Annotated in this window: 18 protein-coding genes; 11 read left to right on the top strand and 7 right to left on the bottom strand. The window is 54.4% G+C overall.

Going from position 1 to position 21,667, the window contains the following annotated elements; all coding sequences use genetic code 11:
* Window positions 1-95: 95 nt before the first annotated feature.
* On the top strand, window positions 96-1,106 hold the full coding sequence (gene pyrD, locus ACQG22_RS08090; protein ID WP_369706416.1) for a quinone-dependent dihydroorotate dehydrogenase: 1,011 nt from the start codon (window positions 96-98) through the stop codon (window positions 1,104-1,106).
* A gap of 165 nt (window positions 1,107-1,271) precedes the next feature.
* On the top strand, window positions 1,272-1,814 hold the full coding sequence (zapC, locus tag ACQG22_RS08095) for a cell division protein ZapC (protein WP_013097268.1): 543 nt from the start codon (window positions 1,272-1,274) through the stop codon (window positions 1,812-1,814).
* Here zapC and ACQG22_RS08100 read toward each other — a convergent pair.
* Window positions 1,811-2,920 (bottom strand): YcbX family protein, encoded by a 1,110-nt coding sequence (locus ACQG22_RS08100; protein WP_047024002.1) that lies wholly within the window; start codon window positions 2,918-2,920, stop codon window positions 1,811-1,813. The genes zapC and ACQG22_RS08100 overlap by 4 nt on opposite strands.
* Window positions 2,921-3,020: 100 nt before the next feature.
* Between ACQG22_RS08100 and rlmKL the strand changes: the two genes are divergently transcribed.
* From rlmKL to rmf, 6 genes are all read left to right on the top strand, one after another.
* Window positions 3,021-5,129: a bifunctional 23S rRNA (guanine(2069)-N(7))-methyltransferase RlmK/23S rRNA (guanine(2445)-N(2))-methyltransferase RlmL gene (gene rlmKL, locus ACQG22_RS08105; RefSeq protein WP_248068428.1), complete on the top strand. Its 2,109-nt coding sequence runs from the start codon at window positions 3,021-3,023 to the stop codon at window positions 5,127-5,129.
* A 12-nt stretch (window positions 5,130-5,141) separates the two neighbouring features.
* Window positions 5,142-7,049: an ABC transporter ATP-binding protein gene (locus ACQG22_RS08110; RefSeq protein ID WP_029883226.1), complete on the top strand. Its 1,908-nt coding sequence runs from the start codon at window positions 5,142-5,144 to the stop codon at window positions 7,047-7,049.
* Between the two features lie 13 nt (window positions 7,050-7,062).
* A complete protein-coding gene (pqiA, locus tag ACQG22_RS08115) occupies window positions 7,063-8,316 on the top strand; it encodes a membrane integrity-associated transporter subunit PqiA (RefSeq protein ID WP_028027912.1) in 1,254 nt (417 codons plus the stop codon).
* 4 nt (window positions 8,317-8,320) lie between these two features.
* Entirely contained in the window at window positions 8,321-9,961 is a 1,641-nt protein-coding gene (gene pqiB, locus ACQG22_RS08120) for an intermembrane transport protein PqiB (RefSeq protein ID WP_045295738.1), read from the top strand.
* Window positions 9,958-10,524, top strand: a complete 567-nt coding sequence (pqiC, locus tag ACQG22_RS08125; protein WP_013097262.1) for a membrane integrity-associated transporter subunit PqiC — start codon at window positions 9,958-9,960, stop codon at window positions 10,522-10,524. The genes pqiB and pqiC overlap by 4 nt, the downstream gene beginning before the upstream one ends.
* Window positions 10,525-10,780: 256 nt before the next feature.
* Window positions 10,781-10,948 carry a ribosome modulation factor gene (gene rmf / locus ACQG22_RS08130; protein WP_013097261.1) on the top strand — a complete coding sequence of 56 codons (168 nt, stop codon included), beginning with the start codon at window positions 10,781-10,783 and terminating at the stop codon, window positions 10,946-10,948.
* A gap of 72 nt (window positions 10,949-11,020) precedes the next feature.
* On the opposite strand, the gene fabA is transcribed toward rmf, so the two are convergent.
* Window positions 11,021-11,539 (bottom strand): bifunctional 3-hydroxydecanoyl-ACP dehydratase/trans-2-decenoyl-ACP isomerase, encoded by a 519-nt coding sequence (fabA, locus tag ACQG22_RS08135; protein WP_000227926.1) that lies wholly within the window; start codon window positions 11,537-11,539, stop codon window positions 11,021-11,023.
* Between the two features lie 68 nt (window positions 11,540-11,607).
* Complete coding sequence (locus tag ACQG22_RS08140) at window positions 11,608-13,368, bottom strand: AAA family ATPase (RefSeq protein WP_369706417.1); 1,761 nt, start codon at window positions 13,366-13,368, stop codon at window positions 11,608-11,610.
* A gap of 186 nt (window positions 13,369-13,554) precedes the next feature.
* Between ACQG22_RS08140 and matP the strand changes: the two genes are divergently transcribed.
* Window positions 13,555-14,007 (top strand): macrodomain Ter protein MatP, encoded by a 453-nt coding sequence (gene matP / locus ACQG22_RS08145; RefSeq protein ID WP_013097258.1) that lies wholly within the window; start codon window positions 13,555-13,557, stop codon window positions 14,005-14,007.
* Between the two features lie 63 nt (window positions 14,008-14,070).
* Here the strand turns inward: matP and ompA are convergent, their stop codons facing one another.
* Window positions 14,071-15,126: a porin OmpA gene (gene ompA, locus ACQG22_RS08150; RefSeq protein WP_141237438.1), complete on the bottom strand. Its 1,056-nt coding sequence runs from the start codon at window positions 15,124-15,126 to the stop codon at window positions 14,071-14,073.
* 354 nt (window positions 15,127-15,480) lie between these two features.
* Complete coding sequence (gene sulA / locus ACQG22_RS08155) at window positions 15,481-15,990, bottom strand: SOS-induced cell division inhibitor SulA (protein ID WP_013097256.1); 510 nt, start codon at window positions 15,988-15,990, stop codon at window positions 15,481-15,483.
* Window positions 15,991-16,207: 217 nt separating this feature from the next.
* On the opposite strand from sulA, the gene ACQG22_RS08160 reads away from it, so the two are divergent.
* Window positions 16,208-16,834 carry a TfoX/Sxy family DNA transformation protein gene (locus ACQG22_RS08160; RefSeq protein WP_013097255.1) on the top strand — a complete coding sequence of 209 codons (627 nt, stop codon included), beginning with the start codon at window positions 16,208-16,210 and terminating at the stop codon, window positions 16,832-16,834.
* On the opposite strand, the gene yccS is transcribed toward ACQG22_RS08160, so the two are convergent.
* The gene (gene yccS, locus ACQG22_RS08165; protein WP_014831317.1) at window positions 16,791-18,953 is read right to left on the bottom strand and encodes a YccS family putative transporter; all 2,163 of its coding nucleotides are present in this window, start codon (window positions 18,951-18,953) and stop codon (window positions 16,791-16,793) included. The genes ACQG22_RS08160 and yccS overlap by 44 nt on opposite strands.
* A gap of 19 nt (window positions 18,954-18,972) precedes the next feature.
* Window positions 18,973-19,419, bottom strand: a complete 447-nt coding sequence (locus ACQG22_RS08170) for a YccF domain-containing protein (RefSeq protein ID WP_013097253.1) — start codon at window positions 19,417-19,419, stop codon at window positions 18,973-18,975.
* Between the two features lie 122 nt (window positions 19,420-19,541).
* Between ACQG22_RS08170 and helD the strand changes: the two genes are divergently transcribed.
* Window positions 19,542-21,596 carry a DNA helicase IV gene (gene helD, locus ACQG22_RS08175; protein WP_369706418.1) on the top strand — a complete coding sequence of 685 codons (2,055 nt, stop codon included), beginning with the start codon at window positions 19,542-19,544 and terminating at the stop codon, window positions 21,594-21,596.
* The last annotated feature ends 71 nt before the right edge of the window (window positions 21,597-21,667 follow it).

The following is a 21,667-nucleotide window of genomic DNA, read 5'->3' on the forward strand; positions in this document are numbered from 1 at the left end:
TTACGCTGATTTTTTTGCCGCAGGTCAATTCCCTTTCCGGGCAGGATCGCACATAATCCCCTCCCGGTTTGCACACCGGGAATCCAGGAGAGTTCATGTACTACCCCTTCGTTCGTAAAGCCCTTTTCCAGCTCGACCCTGAGCGCGCTCATGAATTTACATTCCAGCAATTACGCCGTATTACGGGAACGCCGCTGGCCGCGCTGGTGCGTCAGAACGTGCCGGAAAAACCTGTGCAGTGCATGGGTCTGACCTTTAAAAACCCGCTGGGTCTGGCGGCAGGTCTGGATAAAAATGGCGAGTGCATTGATGCCCTGGGCGCGATGGGCTTTGGTTCCATTGAAATCGGTACCGTCACGCCGCGTCCACAGCCGGGTAATGATAAGCCGCGTTTGTTCCGCCTGGTCGAAGCCGAGGGGCTGATCAACCGCATGGGCTTTAATAACCTCGGCGTGGATCATCTCGTAGAAAACGTTAAAAAAGCCCATTTTGATGGTGTATTAGGCATCAATATTGGCAAAAATAAAGACACGCCGGTTGAGCAGGGTAAAGATGACTACCTGATTTGTATGGAAAAAGTCTACGCCTATGCCGGTTATATCGCCGTGAATATTTCATCGCCGAATACCCCAGGGCTACGTTCTCTGCAATATGGTGAAGCGCTGGACGATCTTCTCAGCGCCATTAAAAATAAACAAAATGAGCTGCAGGCGATCCATCATAAATATGTTCCGGTGGCGGTTAAGATCGCACCGGATCTTTCTGCTGAAGAATTGATCCAGGTTGCCGACAGCTTAGTTCGCCATAATAGTGATGGTGTGATTGCGACCAATACGACGCTCGATCGCTCCCTCGTCCAGGGAATGAAAAACTGTGACGAAGCGGGTGGGTTAAGTGGACGTCCGGTACAATTAAAAAGTACGGAAATTATTCGGGCGCTCTCCGCCGAATTAAAAGGTCGTCTGCCAATAATTGGTGTCGGTGGTATCGATTCGGTGATTGCTGCGCGCGAGAAGATGGCTGCAGGCGCCTCACTGGTGCAAATCTATTCCGGCTTTATTTTTAAAGGCCCGCCGCTCATAAAAGAAATCGTTACTCATATCTAATCTTTTCTCTTAATCAGACAACCAGGGCTTTATTTCCAGCCCTGGTTGTTTTATATTCCGTCACTGTTGCTTATTTAGACATTATAGTCTTTTATTAATGGTGTTATAAACGAAGCGGCTAATGGGACATTTTTAGTACAGGACGTTTGGGTACGGGAGAGACACATGCGAATTAAACCTGACGATAACTGGCGCTGGTATTTTTGTGAAGAGCATGACCGAATGATGCTCGATTTAGCCAATGGCATGTTGTTCCGTTCTCGTTTTGCGCGTCGAATGTTAACCCCGGACGCTTTCTCCCCGTCTGGCTTTTGTGTAGACGATGCTGCGCTTTATTTCTCCTTTGAAGAGAAATGCCGTGACCTGCTGCTCTCAAAAGAACAGCGTGCCGAACTGATATTAAACGCGCTGGTGGCGATTCGTTTCCTGAAGCCGCAAATGCCGAAAAGCTGGCATTTTCTGCCGCATGATATGAACTGGACGCCAGCCACGGGCGATGCGGCCAGCGTCAATCTGAGCGATACCGCAGAAGAGGTGAGTTTACTGGTGGTGGAACCTGGCGAAAATGCCGCGCTTTGTCTGCTGGCCCAGCCCGGCGTGACCATTGCCGGGCGGACGATGCAGCTCGGGGATGCCATTAAGGTCATGAATGACAGGCTGAAACCGCAGCTGCGCGTGGATTCGTTCAGCCTGGAACAGGCGGTTTAAGCTTCCAGCTGTATCGACGTTTTTGGAATACAGCTACAGCACAGGATCGTCCCGTCATCACCGATTGCGGATTTCTTCAGCGCACTGACGTCGCCCCCGACCAGCTTGATTCGACAGCAACCACAGATACCCGCCCGACAGGAATACGGGATACGGATCCCGGCTTGCTCCAGCTGCTCAAGTATCACCTGCTGATTGTTACCCCGTATAACGCGGCCCTGCCAGTGAATATCCACTGCCGAACTGGCTTGCGTCTCAACGTCTACTGTTTCTTCTTCCTGACCCGCACCGTACACGCGCGCAGGCCCACGGGTGAGAATTTCCACCTCGTCACCCACGCGGATCACTCCGCTTGAGCGCGGAATAAGATTCTGGCCGAAATCCACGTCGCCATTATCCTGCGCGGTACGGAATGATTGCAGGGTTTTCAGCGGTTCGCCGGAAGGATGCTTCAGGCCTTTCTCCGGACTTACGGTGGTGAAAATGCAGCGGCTGCACGGCTTCACGACATCAAAAATGACGCTGCCGATGCGGATCACTTTCCAGGTATCTTCATCCCAGGCTTCCGTACCGGTCACCACCAGATTCGGGCGAAATTGCTCCATCTGCACGCTGGCCTTACAGCGACGCTGCAGGTCACGCAGCGAGGCTTCGCTGGTTAACAGGAACGGGAAACCATCGGCAAACGAGAGGGGAACCGCGTCGTGGCGCTTGACGCGTCGCGTCAGCGCCGGACCCACCCAGCGCAGCTGTACCTCGCGGGAGAAGAAGCCGCTCAGCCAGCGGTTAATTTCGTCCGGAGCGATGCGAGCGGTAAAATGATTGCCCCACACTTCCGTTGGCGCATCGACAGGCGCAAAATCAGCAAAGCGAATCACCACGCTTGAGCCATCCGGGGCGGTGAGGTGGAGGCCGTCATGCAGCGGCGAAGGCGTAAAACGCACCATCTGCGGGAACTGGCGTGCGGTAATGAACGTACCGTCAGGCTCGGTGACCATAAAAATACGATCGAAGGCAAATCCACTGATGTCAGCCAGGGCGTGAGAAACGCCGATACCGCGCATGGATTTCACCGGATGAATAAAAAGCCTGGATAACGTCGCCACTGTGCACAGTCCCTCGAATGAAAATAAGCCTTCAACTTTATGACATACACGTCATATTAGCTATAATGCGCGACAATTTTCTTAGAGTAAAAGTGACGATATGAATTCTCTGTTTGCCAGTACGGCCCGTGGGCTGGAAGAGCTGTTAAAAACTGAACTGGAAGCCCTGGGCGCGCAAGAGTGCCAGGTGGTTCAGGGTGGTGTCCATTTTGAGGGCGACACACGGCTTATTTACCAGAGCCTGATGTGGAGCCGCCTGGCGTCGCGCATCATGCTGCCGATGAAAGAGTGCAAGGTCTACAGCGATCTTGATCTCTATACCGGCGTACAGATGATCGACTGGACAGAGATCTTCACGCCAGACGCGACCTTCGCGGTGCATTTTAACGGTGTAAACGATGAGATCCGCAACAGCCAGTACGGCGCGCTGCGTGTGAAAGATGCCATCGTGGACTGCTTTACCCGTAAAAACAAAGAACGACCAAACGTCGATCGTGAAAACCCGGATCTGCGCATTAACGTCTGGCTCAATGGCGATACCGCCAGCATCTCTCTGGATCTGAGCGGGGCAGGTCTGCATCTGCGTGGCTACCGCGATCGCACCGGTATGGCGCCCATCAAAGAAACGCTGGCTGCCGCCATCGTGATGCGCTCCGGCTGGCTGCCGGGCACGCCGCTGCTCGACCCAATGTGTGGTTCCGGTACGCTGCTGATTGAAGCCGCGATGCTGGCCACCGACCGCGCTCCCGGCCTGCATCGCGGCCACTGGGGCTTTAGCGGCTGGGCGCAGCACGATGAAGCGCTCTGGAAAGAGGTCAAAGCCGAAGCGCAGGCCCGTGCGCGTAAAGGCCTGGCGGAGTATACCTCGCATTTCTATGGCTCTGACAGCGACCCGCGCGTCATTGAACGTGCGCGCAGCAATGCCCGTCGCGCAGGTATCGGTGAGCTGGTGACCTTTGAAGTGAAAGATGTCGCGAACCTGAGGAACCCGCTGCCGAAAGGCCCCTACGGTACCGTTATCAGCAACCCGCCATACGGCGAGCGTCTGGATAGCGAACCGGCGTTGATTGCCCTGCACAGCCTGCTGGGCCGCAATATGAAAGACTACTTTGGCGGCTGGAATCTCTCCCTGTTTAGCGCTTCACCAGAACTGCTGAGTTGTCTGCAGCTGCGCGCCGATCGCCAGTTTAAGGCGAAGAACGGCCCGCTGGACTGTGTACAGAAAAACTACCATCTGGCAGAGAAAGCGGCGGACAGCAAACCGACGGGCGTGGCGGAAGATTACGCTAACCGTCTGCGCAAGAACCTGAAGAAATTTGAAAAATGGGCCAAACAGGAAGGCATTGAATGCTATCGCCTGTATGACGCCGATCTGCCGGAGTACAACGTGGCGGTTGACCGCTATGCAGACTGGGTGGTAATTCAGGAATATGCTCCACCAAAAACCATTGATGCGCAAAAAGCGCGCCAGCGCATGCTGGACGTGATCGCAGCGACGATTGCCGTGCTTGGCATTGCGCCAAACAAACTGGTGCTGAAAACCCGCGAGCGTCAGAAAGGGAAAAACCAGTATCAGAAGATGGGTGAGAAGGGCGACTTTATTGAAGTGGGTGAATACAACGCTCGCCTGTGGGTTAACCTGACGGATTACCTCGATACCGGGCTGTTCCTCGACCACCGCATTGCCCGTCGTATGCTGGGCCAGATGAGCAAAGGTAAGGATTTCCTTAACCTGTTTTCCTACACCGGTAGCGCCAGCGTGCACGCGGGCCTGGGCGGCGCGCGCAGCACCACTACGGTGGATATGTCGCGCACCTATCTGGAGTGGGCGGAGCGCAACCTGCGTCTCAATGGCCTGACCGGACGCCAGCATCGTCTGATGCAGGCCGATGTCCTGGGCTGGCTGCGTGACACCGATGAACAGTTCGACCTGATCTTCATCGATCCGCCAACATTCTCCAACTCCAAGCGTATGGAGGATAGCTTTGATGTACAACGCGATCACCTGCGCCTGATGACCGACCTGAAGCGCCTTCTGCGTAAAGGCGGCACGATTATGTTCTCGAATAACAAACGCGGTTTCCGCATGGATCACGACGGCCTAGCCGCTCTGGGACTGAAAGCACAAGAAATCAGCCAAAAAACGCTGTCTCAGGACTTTGCCCGTAATCGTCAGATCCATAACTGCTGGCTTATCACCGCGGCCTGAAAGGAAAAATAAATGTCTTTAATTAGTATGCACGGTGCGTGGCTCTCCTTCAGCGACTCACCGCTTCTCGACAATGCTGAATTGCACATCGAAGACAACGAACGCGTCTGTCTGGTGGGCCGTAACGGCGCGGGTAAATCCACGCTGATGAAAATCCTCAACCGCGAGCAGGGTCTGGATGACGGGCGTATTGTTTACGAGCAGGATCTGATTGTCTCCCGTCTGCAGCAGGATCCGCCGCGTCATGTCACCGGCAGCGTGTACGATTTCGTGGCGGAAGGGATTTCGGAGCAGGCTGAATACCTGAAGCGCTATCACGAGATTTCTCATCTGGTGATGACCGACCCGAGCGACAAAAATCTTAACGAACTGGCGAAAGTCCAGGAGATGCTCGATCACCACGGCCTGTGGCAGCTGGAGAACCGTATTAACGAGGTGCTGGCTCAGCTGGGCCTGGAGCCGGATATGCAGCTGTCTGCGCTATCTGGCGGCTGGTTGCGTAAGGCGGCACTGGGCCGCGCGCTGGTCAGCGGGCCGAAGGTGCTGCTGCTGGATGAACCAACCAACCACCTGGACATTGAAGCGATCGACTGGCTTGAAGGGTTCCTGAAAACCTTCAGCGGTACCATTATCTTCATCTCCCACGACCGTTCCTTCATTCGCAATATGGCGACGCGCATTGTCGATCTCGATCGTGGCAAGCTGGTCACCTATCCCGGCGATTACGATACTTATCTGCTGGAAAAAGAAGAAAACCTGCGCGTGGAAGAGCTGCAAAACGCCGAATTCGACCGCAAACTGGCGCAGGAAGAGGTGTGGATCCGTCAGGGTATCAAAGCCCGCCGTACCCGCAACGAAGGCCGCGTTCGTGCCCTGAAAGCGATGCGTCGTGAACGCAGCGAACGTCGCGAAGTGATGGGCAGCGCCAAAATGCAGGTAGAAGAGGCCTCCCGTTCCGGCAAGATCGTCTTCGAGATGGAAAACGTTAACTACCAGGTTGACGGGAAAGTGCTGGTGAAAGACTTCTCCGCCCAGGTTCAGCGCGGGGATAAAATCGCCCTGATTGGCCCCAATGGCTGCGGTAAAACCACGCTGCTGAAGCTGATGCTGGGCCAGTTGCAGGCGGATAGCGGCCGAATTCACTGCGGCACCAAACTGGAAGTGGCCTATTTTGACCAGCACCGTGCAGAGCTGGATCCGGACAGAACGGTGATGGATAACCTTGCCGAAGGTAAGCAGGAGGTCATGGTAAACGGTAAGCCGCGCCATGTGCTGGGCTATCTCCAGGACTTCCTGTTCCACCCTAAACGGGCGATGACCCCGGTGCGTGCGCTGTCTGGCGGTGAGCGAAACCGTCTTCTGCTGGCTCGGTTATTCCTGAAACCAAGCAACCTGTTGATTCTCGATGAACCAACCAACGACCTGGATGTCGAAACGCTCGAACTGCTGGAAGAGCTGATCGATGGTTATCAGGGCACCGTGATGCTGGTGAGCCACGACCGTCAATTCGTTGACAACACCGTGACCGAATGCTGGATCTTCGAAGGCGAAGGGCGGATTGGTCAATATGTGGGTGGCTACCACGACGCGAAAGGGCAGCAGGCACAGTCGCTGGCGCAAAAACAGGCGAAGTCTAAAACAACGACTGAACCTGTTGTAACAAAAGCAGAAACTGTCAAGAAAACCTCGGCTAAACTAAGCTATAACCTGCAGCGCGAACTGGAGGGTTTGCCTCAGCGTCTTGAGGAGCTGGAGGCCGCGCTGGAGGCGCTGCAAGCGCAGGTTGCCGATGCATCCTTCTTCACCCAATCGCACGACTATACTCAAAAAGTCCTGGCCGAATTGTCCGCAGCTGAAAAAGCTCTGGAAGAAGCATTTGAGCGCTGGGAGTACCTTGAGTCTCTGAAAAACGGCGCATAAACAGGGATAACATATGTGTGACCAGCACCATGCCGACAGGCATATATTATGCTCGCAATGCGATATGCTCGTGGCGTTGCCAGAGCTTGGTCACGGACATAAGGCCCTGTGCCCGCGTTGCGGCACAACGTTGACAACCGAATGGGACGCGCCAAGACAGCGTCCCACGGCGTATGCGCTGGCCGCGTTGTTCATGTTGCTGCTCTCTAATCTCTTCCCCTTCATCTATATGAAGGTGGGAGGGATGACAAGCCAGGTTGATCTGCTTGAAATTCCGGGGGTGATGTTCTCAGAAGATTACGCCAGCCTCGGCACCTTCTTCCTTCTGTTTGTGCAGATCGTTCCGGCTTTTTGTCTGGTTGTCATCCTTTTGCTGGTCAACCGCGTAAAAATGCCCGCAGCCCTGAAAATCAAACTGGCGCGAGTCCTGTTTCAGCTTAAAAGCTGGGGGATGGCCGAGATTTTTCTGGCGGGTATTCTGGTCAGCTTCGTAAAGCTGATGGCCTACGGTGACGTGGGGATTGGCAGCAGCTTTATCCCGTGGTGTCTCTATTGCGTGCTGCAACTACGTGCATTCCAGTGCGTTGACCGACGTTGGGCATGGGATGATATCGCTCCGGCTCCCACGCTTGCCCAGACGGTGAAGGTTGGCGTGCCGGGGATCCGCCAGGGGCTGCGCTCTTGCTCCTGCTGTACTGCCGTGCTGCCCGCGGATCTGGACGTCTGCCCACGCTGTGAAACCAAAGGCCATGTGCGACGCAAAAATAGCCTGCAGTGGACCATGGCGCTGCTGGTGACCTCTGTGATGCTGTATCTTCCCGCGAATATTCTGCCGATCATGATCACCGATTTGCTCGGTGACAAAATGCCCTCGACGATCCTCGCCGGGGTGATATTGCTGTGGGGCGAGGGATCTTATCCGGTGGCTGGGGTGATTTTTATCGCCAGTATTATGGTGCCTACCTTAAAAATGATCGCGATTGCCTGGCTCTGCTGGGATGCGAAAGGGCACGGCAAACGCGACAGCGAACGCATGCACCTCATTTATGAAGTTGTCGAGTTTGTTGGACGCTGGTCAATGATTGACGTGTTTGTCATTGCCGTTCTCTCTGCACTGGTGCGGATGGGCGGTTTGATGAGTATTTATCCTGCGATGGGGGCTTTAATGTTTGCGCTGGTCGTGATTATGACCATGTTTGCGGCCATGACCTTCGACCCTCGTTTATCGTGGGATCGTGAGCCTGAATCAAGCCATGAGGAAGAGTAAGAGCATGGAAAATAAGAGTGGAGAGGCGAAAGTGCAGAAGGTCAAAAACTGGTCACCGGTGTGGATTTTTCCCATCGTGACGGCGCTGATCGGTGCATGGATCCTGTTTTATCATTACAGCCATCAGGGACCGGAAGTGACGCTCATCACCACCAATGCCGAGGGGATTGAGGGCGGTAAAACGACCATCAAAAGCCGCAGCGTGGATGTAGGGGTGGTTGAAAGCGCCACCCTGACGGATGATTTAACGCATGTAGAAATTAAAGCGCGGTTAAATGCCGGGATGGAAAAGCTGCTTCACGGTGACTCCGTTTTTTGGGTGGTTAAACCGCAGGTCGGACGGGAAGGGATCAGTGGTTTAGGCACGCTGCTCTCGGGCGCGTATATTGAGCTACAGCCGGGGGCAAAAGGGACGCAGCCAGCCCAGTATCAGCTTTTAGACTCTCCACCGCTAGCCCCGCCTGATGCAAAAGGGATCCGCGTGATTCTCGACAGTAAAAAAGCGGGCCAGCTCTCACCTGGCGATCCGGTGTTGTTCCGCGGCTATCGTGTTGGCTCGGTCGAGACCAGCACCTTTGATCCGCAAAAAAGGACCATCAGCTATCAGCTGTTCATCAATGCGCCAAACGATCGTCTGGTGACCAGCAACGTACGCTTCTGGAAAGACAGCGGGATCGCGGTCGATCTCACCTCAGCAGGTATGCGCGTTGAAATGGGGTCGCTGACCACCCTGTTTGGCGGCGGCGTCAGCTTTGACGTGCCGGAAGGGCTGGATCTGGGGCAGCCGGTGGCCGAGAAAACGGCCTTCAGGCTCTTTGACGATCAAAGAAGCATTCAGGACGCGCTCTATACCGATCACATTGATTACCTGATGTTCTTTAAAGATTCCGTCCGCGGCCTGCAGCCAGGGGCGCCCGTTGAGTTCCGCGGTATTCGTCTGGGTACGGTCGGACAGGTGCCGTTCTTTGTGCCGGGACTTCAGCAGGTACTTGATGATGACTATCGTATTCCGGTGCTGATCCGCATTGAGCCAGAGCGTCTGGTTAACCAGATTGGCGAGAATCAGGATATCGGCGCGCATATTACCGATTTAATGAACCGTGGCCTGCGCGGCTCGCTGAAGACTGGCAACCTGGTGACTGGTGCGCTGTATGTGGATATGGATTTCTATCCAAAAGCTCCGCCGATTACCGGTATCCGTGAATTTGGCGGCTACAAGATCATTCCAACGGTGAGCAGCGGTCTGGCTCAAATCCAGCAGCGTCTGATGGAAACACTGGATAAGATCAACAATCTGCCACTGAATCCGATGATTGAAGCGGCGACAGGCTCGTTGCATCAGAGCCAGGAGACGATGCAGCGTCTGCAAACCACGCTGGATAACATCAATAAGCTCACGGCAAGCCAGAGCATGCAGCAGTTGCCGCAGGATATGCAGAAAACGCTGCGTGAACTGAACCGTAGCATGCAGGGCTTCCAGCCTGGTTCGGCGGCCTACAACAAGATGGTGGCAGATATGCAGCGTCTTGATCAGGTCTTGCGTGAACTGCAGCCCGTACTGAAAACGCTCAATGAGAAGAGCAACGCGCTGGTGTTTGAAGCAAAAGATAAAAAGGATCCTGAGCCGAAGAGGGCGAAACAATGAAAAAATGGCTAGCGATTGTAGGTGCGATGGTGCTCACGGCCTGTAGCTCAGGGAGTGAAACGAAAAGCTACTATCAGCTGCCGCTGATGGCGCAGGTGGGTACGCAGAGCACCGCCTCACAGGGCAACCGTCTGCTGTGGGTTGAGCAAGTGGCTGTGCCAGATTATCTGGCCGGCAACGGGGTGGTTTACCAGACCAGCGATGTGCAGTATGTGATTGCGAATAATAACCTGTGGGCCAGCCCGCTGGATCAACAGTTGCGCAATACGCTGGTGGCGAATCTCAGCAGCCAGCTTCCGGGCTGGGTTGTCGCCTCCCAGCCTCTTGGAAGCGACCAGGACACGCTGAACGTGACGGTAACGGGCTTCCATGGTCGTTATGACGGTGCCGTTGTCATCAGCGGAGAATGGCTGCTTAACCATCAGGGACAGCTGATTAAGCGTCCGTTCCATCTGGAGCTCAAGCAGCAAAAAGATGGCTATGATGAAATGGTGAAAGTGCTTGCCCAGGGGTGGGCACAGGAATCGGCCAACATCGCGAGAGAAATCTCCCGGCTGCCATAAGTAAAATTCATCATCAAAAACCGCAATCGGTCTGCCACTGATTGCGGTTTTTTTTTCGGTTTTACGTCAGACCGTTACTTGTCCCGGGTCACAATTTTTGTACAAATGATCTTCTGGCTAGCTCACAAATATGACATCCGTATGAATTTTGAACGTTGACGCTACGACTAATTCGGGGTATTCGTTATCTGTGCCTGCACGCATTGTGCAGTCACTGTTTTCTTTCCACCAGACAAAAGAATGAGGGAAACGAGGCATGAAGAGACAGAAACGAGATCGCCTGGAACGGGCTCATCAACGTGGTTATCAGGCCGGCATCGCTGGACGATCTAAAGAAATGTGTCCTTATCAGACGATTAATCAAAGGTCACAATGGCTGGGAGGCTGGCGAGAAGCCATCGGCGACAGGGCACTCATAGCCTGATAACGTCTCTTTAAAAACAGAAACCTCCGCAATGCGGAGGTTTCGCCTTTCTGAAGCCGCGTAAAGCAGCGTTTAGAAAGCAGATGTATCCTGGAACAGGCCCACTTTTAGGTCGTTCGCGGTATAGATCAGACGGCCATCTACCAGCACTTCGCCATCCGCCAGGCCCATAATCAGGCGGCGGTTAACAATGCGTTTGAAGTGAATACGATAGGTCACTTTCTTCGCAGTTGGCAGAACCTGACCCGTGAATTTCACTTCACCCACGCCCAGCGCACGGCCTTTACCTTCGCCGCCCAGCCAGCCCAGGTAGAAGCCAACCAGCTGCCACATCGCATCCAGGCCCAGGCAGCCAGGCATTACCGGATCGCCAATAAAGTGGCAACCGAAGAACCACAGGTCCGGATTGATATCGAGTTCTGCTTCTACGTAACCCTTATCGAAGTTGCCGCCGGTTTCGGTCATTTTCACGACACGGTCCATCATCAGCATGTTCGGGGCCGGTAACTGTGGGCCTTTCGCGCCAAACAGTTCACCGCGACCAGAGGCAAGAAGATCTTCTTTTGTATAGGATTCGCGTTTATCTACCATGTTCTCAGTAAGCCTTATTTTAGTGAAGGACGCAGGATAGCTAACACGTGTACGCTGAACAAGTCCGATCAGTTTGAACTAAACCAACCTAACCAGCGTAACGGCCACGGATAACGATGACGAGCATCTTGCTGGGTCGCCTGAGCAATGCGCTCCTGGATGGTCTGCATCAGGGTCGTTTGTCCCTCGCCGTCCCATACCAGGTTTGTCAGTAAGGGTAGTGCATCCTCGACGCCTTCGATGGCCCAGAGGGAGAATTGTCCCTGCTCTACCGCATCCAGCAGTGCCTGGCTGAGGCTTAAATGGCGTGCGTTGGGGGCTGGAATAATCACACCCTGTTTGCCGTTTAACCCGCGTTGCTGACAAATAGAGAAGAAGCCCTCAATCTTTTCATTCAGGCCCCCCACAGGCTGGGCACGACCAAATTGATCGACCGAACCGGTAATGGCGATGTTCTGATTGATCGGGACTTCCGCCAGGGCGCTGATTAAGGCACACAGCTCGGCCATAGAGGCGCTATCACCATCCACTTCGCTGTAGGATTGCTCAAACGTCAGCGAGGCAGAGAAGGGGATTTGTTGCTCAAGCTGCAGCTCTGACATCAGGAACGCCTGCATGATCATCATGCCTTTGGCGTGGATGTTTCCACCCAGCTCGGCTTTCCGTTCGATGTCGGTAAACTCGCCATCGCCAATATGGACGACGCAGCTGATGCGTGAAGGCTCGCCAAACGCACGCGGATGCCCGGGAAATTCAATCACCGACAGGGCATTGATCTGTCCGATGCGCTCGCCTTCGGTCTCGACCAGAATTTGCTCCAGCAGAATTTCATCCTGCATACGATCGGCCAGATAGCCTTCCCGCCACTCTCTTTGGGCCAGCATCTGGGAAAGTTGCTCACAGGTAAATGCGCCATTCCCACTGATCGCACCCACTTCACGCAGCTGTTTGCTGATCCAGAGCGGACACAGCGGCAGCGTCTCCTGGTCACCGGTATAGCGAACCGCTTCGCGGATAAGTCCCGGCCAGGCGTCAGCCGCAGGCGTCGGCAGGGCAAAGCGGGCAGCAACGGCCATCACCCACTGACACCACTGCGCCATGTCATCGGCATCAGCAATCTGAATATTGTCTTCGTACTCGCTGTACACCGCCTGTGCAGCCAGCTCCGGCTCCATTTCCTGGAAATCAGCCAGCGATTCACGGTCACCCGTCAGCACCACGGTCAACGACAGCGGCATGGAAGGGACAGAGACCGGCAGAGGACGAGACTCGTCATAGCCCACCCAGTCAAATCGTTGCTGGCTCACAATCGTTTTCAGGCGCATCCATAGCAGCGGCTGGGAGAGCAGGGTACGCAGGGAAATGATCAGTACGCCGCCATTGGCGCGATGCACCAGGCCCGGTTGCAGCGATAACTCACCGTTGAACTGGCGAAGGCAACCAAAGAGTTGTTCGGCCTCGGCCCAGTTAGCGGATACCACTTCGCCCTTTACCGCAAAACGGCCATCAGCCTGTTCTGCGGGTTCGAAAGAGACATCATGTCCTGAAATACGATACTGGCCGCCGTAAATAGCATTGGCTTCCGGCTGCAACTGGCGCATGGCATCACCCAGAAGCGTTAAATACTCGGCTTCTTCCGGGGCTTTGAGCAGCATGAAGGGAGATGTCGCCCACGGGCTTAACACCTGCTCCAGTGCGTAATGCAAACGCGGTTGTGTATCGCTAAGTATGAATTCGTGTTCTTGTGCGAGGTCTGGCTGTGCAAACAATTCCTGATAGCTTTCGGTATCCGGAACAAGGTCACGCCATGCAAGTTTCGTAATGGTCAAAGTTGATGTTTTTTAGTCAGATGTAAAACCGTGGAGTATACCGTAAGCGGGGGGCTCTTCCCAAGCAGGATTGGGGTTTTCGGGAAGCGAATCGCCTGCAATGCTTCACAGGATATGATTTCTTTTCAGCAGATTGCTAAAAAACTGATATTCTGAACAGAGTTACGTGGTAACACTGAGATCGCAATGAAATATCAACAACTGGAAAATCTCGAAAGCGGCTGGAAATGGAAGTACCTGGTCAAAAAGCACCGAGAAGGGGAGCTGATTACCTGCTACATCGAAGCCAGCGCCGCACAAGAGGCCGTGGATATTTTGCTGACCCTCGAAAATGAACCGGTACAGGTGAATGGCTGGATTGAGAAACATATCAATCCGGCACTGTTGAACCGGATGAAGCAAACTATCCGTGCACGACGCAAACGGCATTTTAATGCTGAGCATCAGCACACCCGTAAAAAATCCATCGACCTCGAATTCATGGTCTGGCAGCGTCTTGCAGGGCTTGCGCAACGGCGGGGAAAAACGTTGTCAGAAACGGTGGTGCAGTTGATTGAAGATGCCGAGCATAAAGAGAAATACGCCAACCAGATGTCTACGCTGAAGAACGATCTTCAGGCGCTGCTGGGTAAAAAATAACTTTTGAGTTTCTTCAGATAATAAAAAACCCCGCATGGCGGGGTTTTTTTATAAGACGATAACTTAAGCCGCTGGCTGAGTTACAACGTCTTTAACGCCTTTAACTTCGATCTCTACGCGACGATCTGGTGCCAGGCAGTCGATCAGAGCAGCGCGAGCTTTAACGTTGTCACAGGTGTTGCCAGTAACTGGGTTAGATTCGCCCATACCACGTGGGGAGATCTTGTTAGCTGGGATACCTTTAGAGATCAGGTAATCAACAACAGACTGAGCACGTTTCTCAGACAGTTTCTGGTTGTAAGCGTCAGAACCGATACGGTCGGTGAAGCCCAGAACCACTACAGAACCGTCTTTAGGATCCAGGTTGCTCAGCTGGGTGTACAGCTGATCCAGTGCCTGCTGACCTTCTGGTTTCAGGGTCGCTTTGTTGAAGTTGAACAGAACGTCAGACTTCAGAGTGAAGTGCTTGGTCTGTACTTCTGGAGCTGGAGCCGGCGCTGGAGCAACAACTGGTGCTGCATCTTCCTGCTGGCCGAAGCGGTAGGAAACACCTACGCTCAGCATGCCGTTGTCTGGACGAACACCAACGGTAGCACCGTCACCGATGTTGTTAACCCACTGGTATTCCAGACGGGTAGCGATGTCACGGGTCATAGCCCACTCTACGCCACCAGCGAATACTGGGGAAACACCAGTGTCGTGGTCGTCGCCAGCGTTGCTGTTGCTGGAGTCAGCGCGCCATACCATGCCGCCCAGACGGGTGTACACGTCCAGATCGTCAGTTACTGGGTAACCCAGTTTAGCGGTCAGCTGAACGCCCTGAGCTTTGAAAGCGCCGTTTACGGTGTCGCCTTTGTATGGCATACGACCTAACCAGTCGTAACCCATTTCAAAGCCAACATACGGGTTAACCTGATAGCCACCGAACGCACCTGCACCAAGCTGGCTCTCGTGAGTCGGGCCATCATTGTTGTTTGCGCTGTTGTACCAGCCGGTGTCATGGAACTGAGACCAGCCCAGTTTACCACCTGCATACCAGGTATTATCTTTCGGAGCGGCCTGCGCTACGGTAGCGAAGCCAGCCAGTGCCACTGCAATCGCGATAGCTGTCTTTTTCATTTTTTGCGCCTCGTTATCATCCAAAATTCGCCATGAAAATCTCAATCGAGAATCACGGTTAAATCCTTCACCGGGGGGCGTGGTCAAATATAAATCTACCGATATCTTCGGCTTAGGCCGAGCACCCCTGGCGATGTAAAGTCTACAACGTAGCTGAAAACTTACAAGTGTGAAGTCCGTCAGGCATATGAAAAAAAAAGTTCCGTATACCGATTATTTAACAATTTCTGAACGAAATTTGTGCAATAAAATTAAGAAGAACCGCACCAGACAAGCCTTGCCGCCGTTTTGGACGATGGAACTAAAAGCGCATCTTAAGGTCGAAAAAAATTCCAGGAAAACTCTTAAATTTGCTCAGTGATACAAATTTGAGTGAATTTTTAGCCCAGAAAGTTGTCCTCTGCGGTAAGAATCCTGGCGAACCGGGCGCATGATAAAGCCGATCGCATTGCCTTCTTCTGCCGCTTCGGTGAGGCGAAAATGTTCCTGCTCCGTCAATTCGTCTGATAACCATCCAATCACCACGCTGTAATTCCCTGTACGTAATGCCCGGATCATCGACTCAACCGTATCGCAAGGAGAGAGTTGGTTAATTTGCATGACCTTCGTCAGCGGCAGGCCTGCAGACTGAACCCATTCCCGGCTTAGTTTCTGCTGCGGCGTCAGCCAGAGCTGCCAGCGCGATTGCTGACCAAGCTGCTGCAAGAGCGGCAGTAACAGAAGTTGGGTCAACAGGGGCTGGTCTTCACGATAAACCACTTCACTGATAAGCCCTGTCGAAACACGCCCGACGGCGTTCTGTGCGACATCGCCAGCGGTAGAAGAGAAAGATGTTGAGCGATTTGCATAGCCTGAAGTGTACATAATCATTCCAGCCCTGTAGTTACTGTATGAATATACAGTAACCCCTGTATGCATAAAGATCAACCTCAATTTCGGAAAGCGACTCGCAAAATTCATTCATTCCTGGCGAACCTGAAAAAATCATCTTGCTCATCGGCAATAAGTTGCCTATTTTCCTGTTAACGGATCCGTTAGTAAGAAATGTCGTCGTTAATATCTGATTTTTAATGGAAATATCATGAAAAAGATATCTTATGAACGGATTTATAAATCCCAGGAATACCTCTCTCCATTAGGAGAAATTCATCATCGTGCGCTTTTTGGTGGCTATACCCTGGCCGTCGATGAGGCGGTGTTTGCCATGGTGTCAGACGGTGAGCTTTACCTTCGCGCCTGTGAGGAAAGTGCGAAGTACTGTGTAAAAAACGGATCCTCCTTTTTGACCTTAATGAAACGTGGCCGGCCGATCCTTCTCAACTATTATCGTGTGGATGACGGTCTCTGGCAGGACAGGGAGCGGCTGCTTCAGCTTTCCTCTTACGCGCTTAATGCCGCGCGTAAAGAGCGCATCCAGCGCTACCAGCGAAACCGGCTAAAGGATCTGCCCAACCTGACTTTTCAGCTGGAAGTGCTGCTCTGTGAAGCCGGGATTACCAACGAAGATACCCTCCGGTCGCTGGGAGCCAGAACGAGCTGGCTAAAGCTGCGGGCAAAAAATAAAGCGCTCAGTATTAAAGTACTGTTTGCCCTGGAAGGGGCGATTGAGGGCCTGCATGAAGCGGCACTCCCGGCGGAAATTCGCCGGGAGCTGACGGAGTGGTTTAATGCGCTGCCTGAGCCACAGGAGAATCGCTCCTCCAGGTAGCGATTTGCTGTTGCAGTCGGCAAATTTCTGGCAGCAGAGCGATAAGCAGACCAATCTGCTGGAGAACCAGCGGCGCTTTGCTGTCGTTTCCTGGGTCAAGATGCGCAATCCGTTGAGCCAGTTCATCCAGCGCCTGCTGGACACGCGGTTGATCGGCTGGGCGGTGATGTAGCGCATCATCGACATAGCAGACAGCATCATCCAGCAAGGCAAGGATGCCCGGGTTTGTCAGTTTTTCGCGGTGGGCACCGAGCGTTGAGATATAGCTGGTGAAGGTATGGTTCAGGCACAGCAGGCGGAAAGCCGTTTCACGAATTTCTGCCGTGGCGCGCGGCTCCGTTGACATATTAGAGACTACGGAAGCCAGTTCAGCATCGCTGTTATGCGCATCACGTCGGGCAATGCGGTAAGCCAGACGGTTATCGCGTCCCTGGTGGTACTGTTCAAGAATGGCATCCAGATAGCGGCAGTTGGCATTCATCGCCCTGTCCAGGACGCGCGGCAAATTACGAAAACGCCAGTCGGGCCAGATAAAACTCACTGCCGCCCAGGCGATGGCACAGCCGAGCAGCGTATCGATCACGCGGGGCAGGGCAACTTCAAACCCTTCGCCCAGCAGATTAAAGCAGAGTAGCACCAGCAGGGTGATGAACATCGTCGCGTGGGCGTACTGCACATTACGAAAGGCGAAGAACAGCACCCCGGTGATTACGATGAGGATCAGCTGGCCTTCCACCGAGGGCACAAAATAGAGCACCGGTAGCCCGATTGCGACCCCCACCAGCGTGCCGATAATACGCAGCGCCAGGCGGTGTCGGGTGGCGTTATAGTTCGGCTGGCAGACGAACAGGCTGGTCAGCAGGATCCAGTACCCGTGATGTAAACCGGTTATCTGAATAAAGGCGTAACCCACGCACAGCACCAGCGACATGCGTACCGCATGGCGAAACAGGGCAGATTCCGGCGTAAAGTTTCGGCTTAACCGGAGCCACATATCGCTAAAACTGTGCACGCTGTCATCCGCGAGCTGACTGTCCGCCTCATTGCCCGGCAGCGCCATGGCCTGTTCAGACTCAATCGTTGCCAGCTGAGCATCAATCGCCCGCAGGTTATTGAGCAAAAATCCCAACGCTTTAATGTGCTCCGGCGACGTTCCGCTGGCTCGCACGCGGTCAATTGCCGCATCGAGATGGCTGAACACGCGTTCAAAGCGCGGATCGTGTTGATAAGGCGTGCGCAGCAGAATGGAGCGCGCCAGCTGCTGGCACGCCTGGGACTGCATGGAGAGCAGACGCTGGAAGCGGAACATAACGTCGCTGTAGCGAAACTTCTCGCGCAGGGCCGCATACTGAACATGAGACGAGCTGGCGCGTTCATGAATATCCTGAGCGGCAAAGTAATAGTGCAGCGTTCTGCGCGTCCCTCTCTGGCCACGGTCGCCGCGAAGCCGGGTAAGCAGCGACGCTTTTGTCTGGTTAAGCGTGGCGACAAGCTGGCCGTTCGCCAGAGCCAGATCGTAGAGCGGAGCCTGGCTCTCCTCTTCGATATCCGGGTCAAACAGCCGGGATTTGAGCTCAAGATAGTGGGCCAACTGCTCGTAACTGCGGGCAAGGTTATCCTGCAGAGGGCGAACCGGGAAGATCAGATGGCCGGTTAACGTCAGCAGGTTATACCAGATGGCCCCCAGCAACAGCAGTACAGGCTGCTGATACCATTGGTCGTAAAGTGACACCCCCAGCATGGTGTAGATGGCAATCAGCAGGGCGCCAAACGCGATGGTGGCATAGCGCTGCCCCAGCCCACCCAGCAAAATAAACCCGCTGGTGGAAAGCGTAAGGCCTAGAGCAAACAGCCACGGCCACGGGAACAGCAACTCCACGGACGCGGAGGCAATAAAAAAGCAGACAAGGGTGATGACCAGGTTGCGCAGACGCCCGGCAAGGCGATCGTCGAGATCCGCCAGCGCCCCCGCAACCACCCCCAGCGTGAGCGGAATGGTGAGCTTGACATCGTTCAGCCACCACGGCAGTGCAACCGTGCCGCAAAGTGCGATAAAAATCCTGACGTTATAGAGCCAGGAACTGTTCCAGGTGTAACGGCGAAGCAGTGGGCTTAGCATAGACGCGGCCAGTCCTTAATCACTGAAAACGACGACGTGCATTCGCTTCACGCGCCGCCTGGGCCACTTCGACCGGAACTACCCTGCGCCCGACAGGCCACAGAGCGATGGCGGCGATCTTAAAGTTCGCGATCCCCACCGGAATACCAATGATTGTGATGCACTGCGCAATACCGGCAAAAATATGCATTACGCACAGCCACCAGCCGAAGAAAATCAGCCACAGAATGTTCAGCACGGTTCCGCCCGTGTTCATCAGCGCGCTTTTATTCTCCGGGTTCAGTTCGTCAACGTGAACCGCTTCATTCCCGTAAGGGATAAAGGAGAGTTTGGTGATTTCCCAGCAGGAGCGGGTCAGGGGAAGCGTAAAAATCAGGACGATGCTCACCAGGGTGGCAAAAAGCCAGGAAAGGGTGGTGGCAAAACCGCCCAGCACAAAATTCAACACATTCAGAACGGTACGCATAAACCCTCACTTCCTTTCGATAAAATTAACGCCCAATGATTGTAACGTTTTTTTAGGCTGGAGCACCTTAAAACTGGCAGTTAAACTATCAGGCAATTATCTCTTCGTGGATCCGGCTGGATATGGAACTGAAAGCAACTTCAATGGGCAAACGCCTGGCGCAACACCCTTACGACAAGGTTGTCCTCCTCAACGCGGGAGTAAAGGTCTCCGGTGAACGCCACGAATACCTCATTCCGTTCAATCAACTCCTGGCCATCCACTGCAAACGCGGGCTGGTATGGGGCGAACTGGAGTTTGTGCTTCCTGCGGATAAAGTCGTGCGTCTTCACGGTACGGAGTGGGGCGAAACCCAGCGTTTTCATCATCATCTGAACCAGCTCTGGCAGCAGTGGAGTCACGATATGAGCGTGATAGCCGCACAGGTCCTGCAGCAGGTGCTGAGTGATATCGCGCAGAGTAATGCCCAACAAACATGGCTGACCCGTCAGCAGACCGCCGGTCTGCAGCAAAAAATCAGGCAGGCGCTGACGGCGCTGCCGTTACCGGTGACGCGTCTCAATGAGTTTGATAATTGCCGTGACGCCTGGCGACAGTGTCAGGCCTGGCTGAGCGACGCAGACAAGAGCCGGCTGGCGCATAACCAGGCGTGGACTGACGAAATGCTCACCCGCTATGCCGATTTCTTCAGTACGGTGGAGTCGTCGCCGCTGAATCCTGCCCAGGCTCGCGCCGTGGTTAACGGCGAACAATCGCTGCTGGTGCTCGCGGGAGCCGGGAGCGGCAAAACGTCCGTACTGGTCGCGCGGGCGGGGTGGTTGCTGACAACGGGCGAGGCCGTCGCCGATCAGATCCTGCTGCTGGCGTTTGGTCGCAAGGCGGCGCAGGAGATGGACGAACGCATTCAGGAGCGTTTGCACACCCGGGATATTACCGCCCGAACCTTCCATGCCCTTGCCCTGCACATCATTCAGCAGGGCAGCAAAAAAGTCCCTTCCATCAGTAAACTGGAAAACGACACCCAGGCGCGTCAGGCCCTGTTTATTAAGGCGTGGCGGCAGCAGTGCAGCGAGAAAAAAGCGCAGGCGAAAGGGTGGCGACAATGGCTGGAAGACGAGCTCAACTGGGACGTGCCGGAAGGCAGTTTCTGGCAGGATGAAAAGCTGGCGCGTCGGCTTGGCTCGCGTCTCGACCGCTGGATGAGCCTGATGCGTATGCACGGCGGAACCCAAGCCGAGATGATTGAGAGTGCGCCGGAGGACATCCGCGCGCTTTTTTCAAAGCGGATCAAACTGATGGCACCGCTGCTGAAAGCCTTGAAAACGGCGCTGAAGGAGGAAAACGCCGTCGACTTCTCAGGCCTGATCCATCAGGCCATCATCATTCTGGAGAAGGGGCGCTTTGTCAGCCCGTGGAAACACATTCTGGTTGATGAGTTCCAGGATATCTCTCCGCAGCGCGCCGCGCTGCTTTCGGCGTTACGGGCGCAAAATAAACATACCTCTCTGTTTGCCGTCGGGGATGACTGGCAGGCCATCTACCGCTTTAGCGGCGCGCAGCTTTCACTGACCACCGCGTTCCATCACTATTTTGGCGAAGGCGATCGCAGCGATCTGGATACTACCTACCGCTTTAACTCCCGAATTGGCGAAATTGCGAACCGCTTTATTCAGCAGAACCCCCATCAGCTGGCCAAGCCGCTTAATAGCCTGAGGGCGGGAGATAAAAAAGCCGTAACCCTGCTGGCGGAAGACCAGCTTGAGCCGCTGCTGGACAAACTCAGCGGCTACGCAAAGCCAGATGAACGTATTCTGGTACTGGCGCGTTATCACCATCTAAAACCTGCGGTGCTGGAAAAGGCGGCGACTCGCTGGCCGAAGCTGCAGCTTGATTTTATGACCATCCACGCAAGCAAAGGCCAGCAGGCCGATTACGTCATTGTGGTCGGGCTGAAAGAGGGGAGCGATGGGTTCCCGGCCCCTGCCCGTGAGTCGGTGATGGAAGAAGCATTACTGCCGGTACCGGAGGATTTCCCGGATGCCGAAGAGCGGCGTTTGCTGTACGTGGCGATCACCCGCGCGCGTCATCGCGTGTGGCTGCTGTTCAACAAAGAGGAGCCGTCAGTATTTGTCGATATTCTGAAGAGTATTGATGTGCCGGTGGCGCGCAAGCCGTAGCGGGATTGCCGGGTGGTGGCTTCGCCTGACCCGGCCGACAAAACTCGTTGGCCCGTGCAAGCGTAGCGCCG

Source organism: Enterobacter cloacae complex sp. 309I3, assembly GCF_050031595.1.
Lineage (GTDB): Bacteria > Pseudomonadota > Gammaproteobacteria > Enterobacterales > Enterobacteriaceae > Enterobacter > Enterobacter cloacae.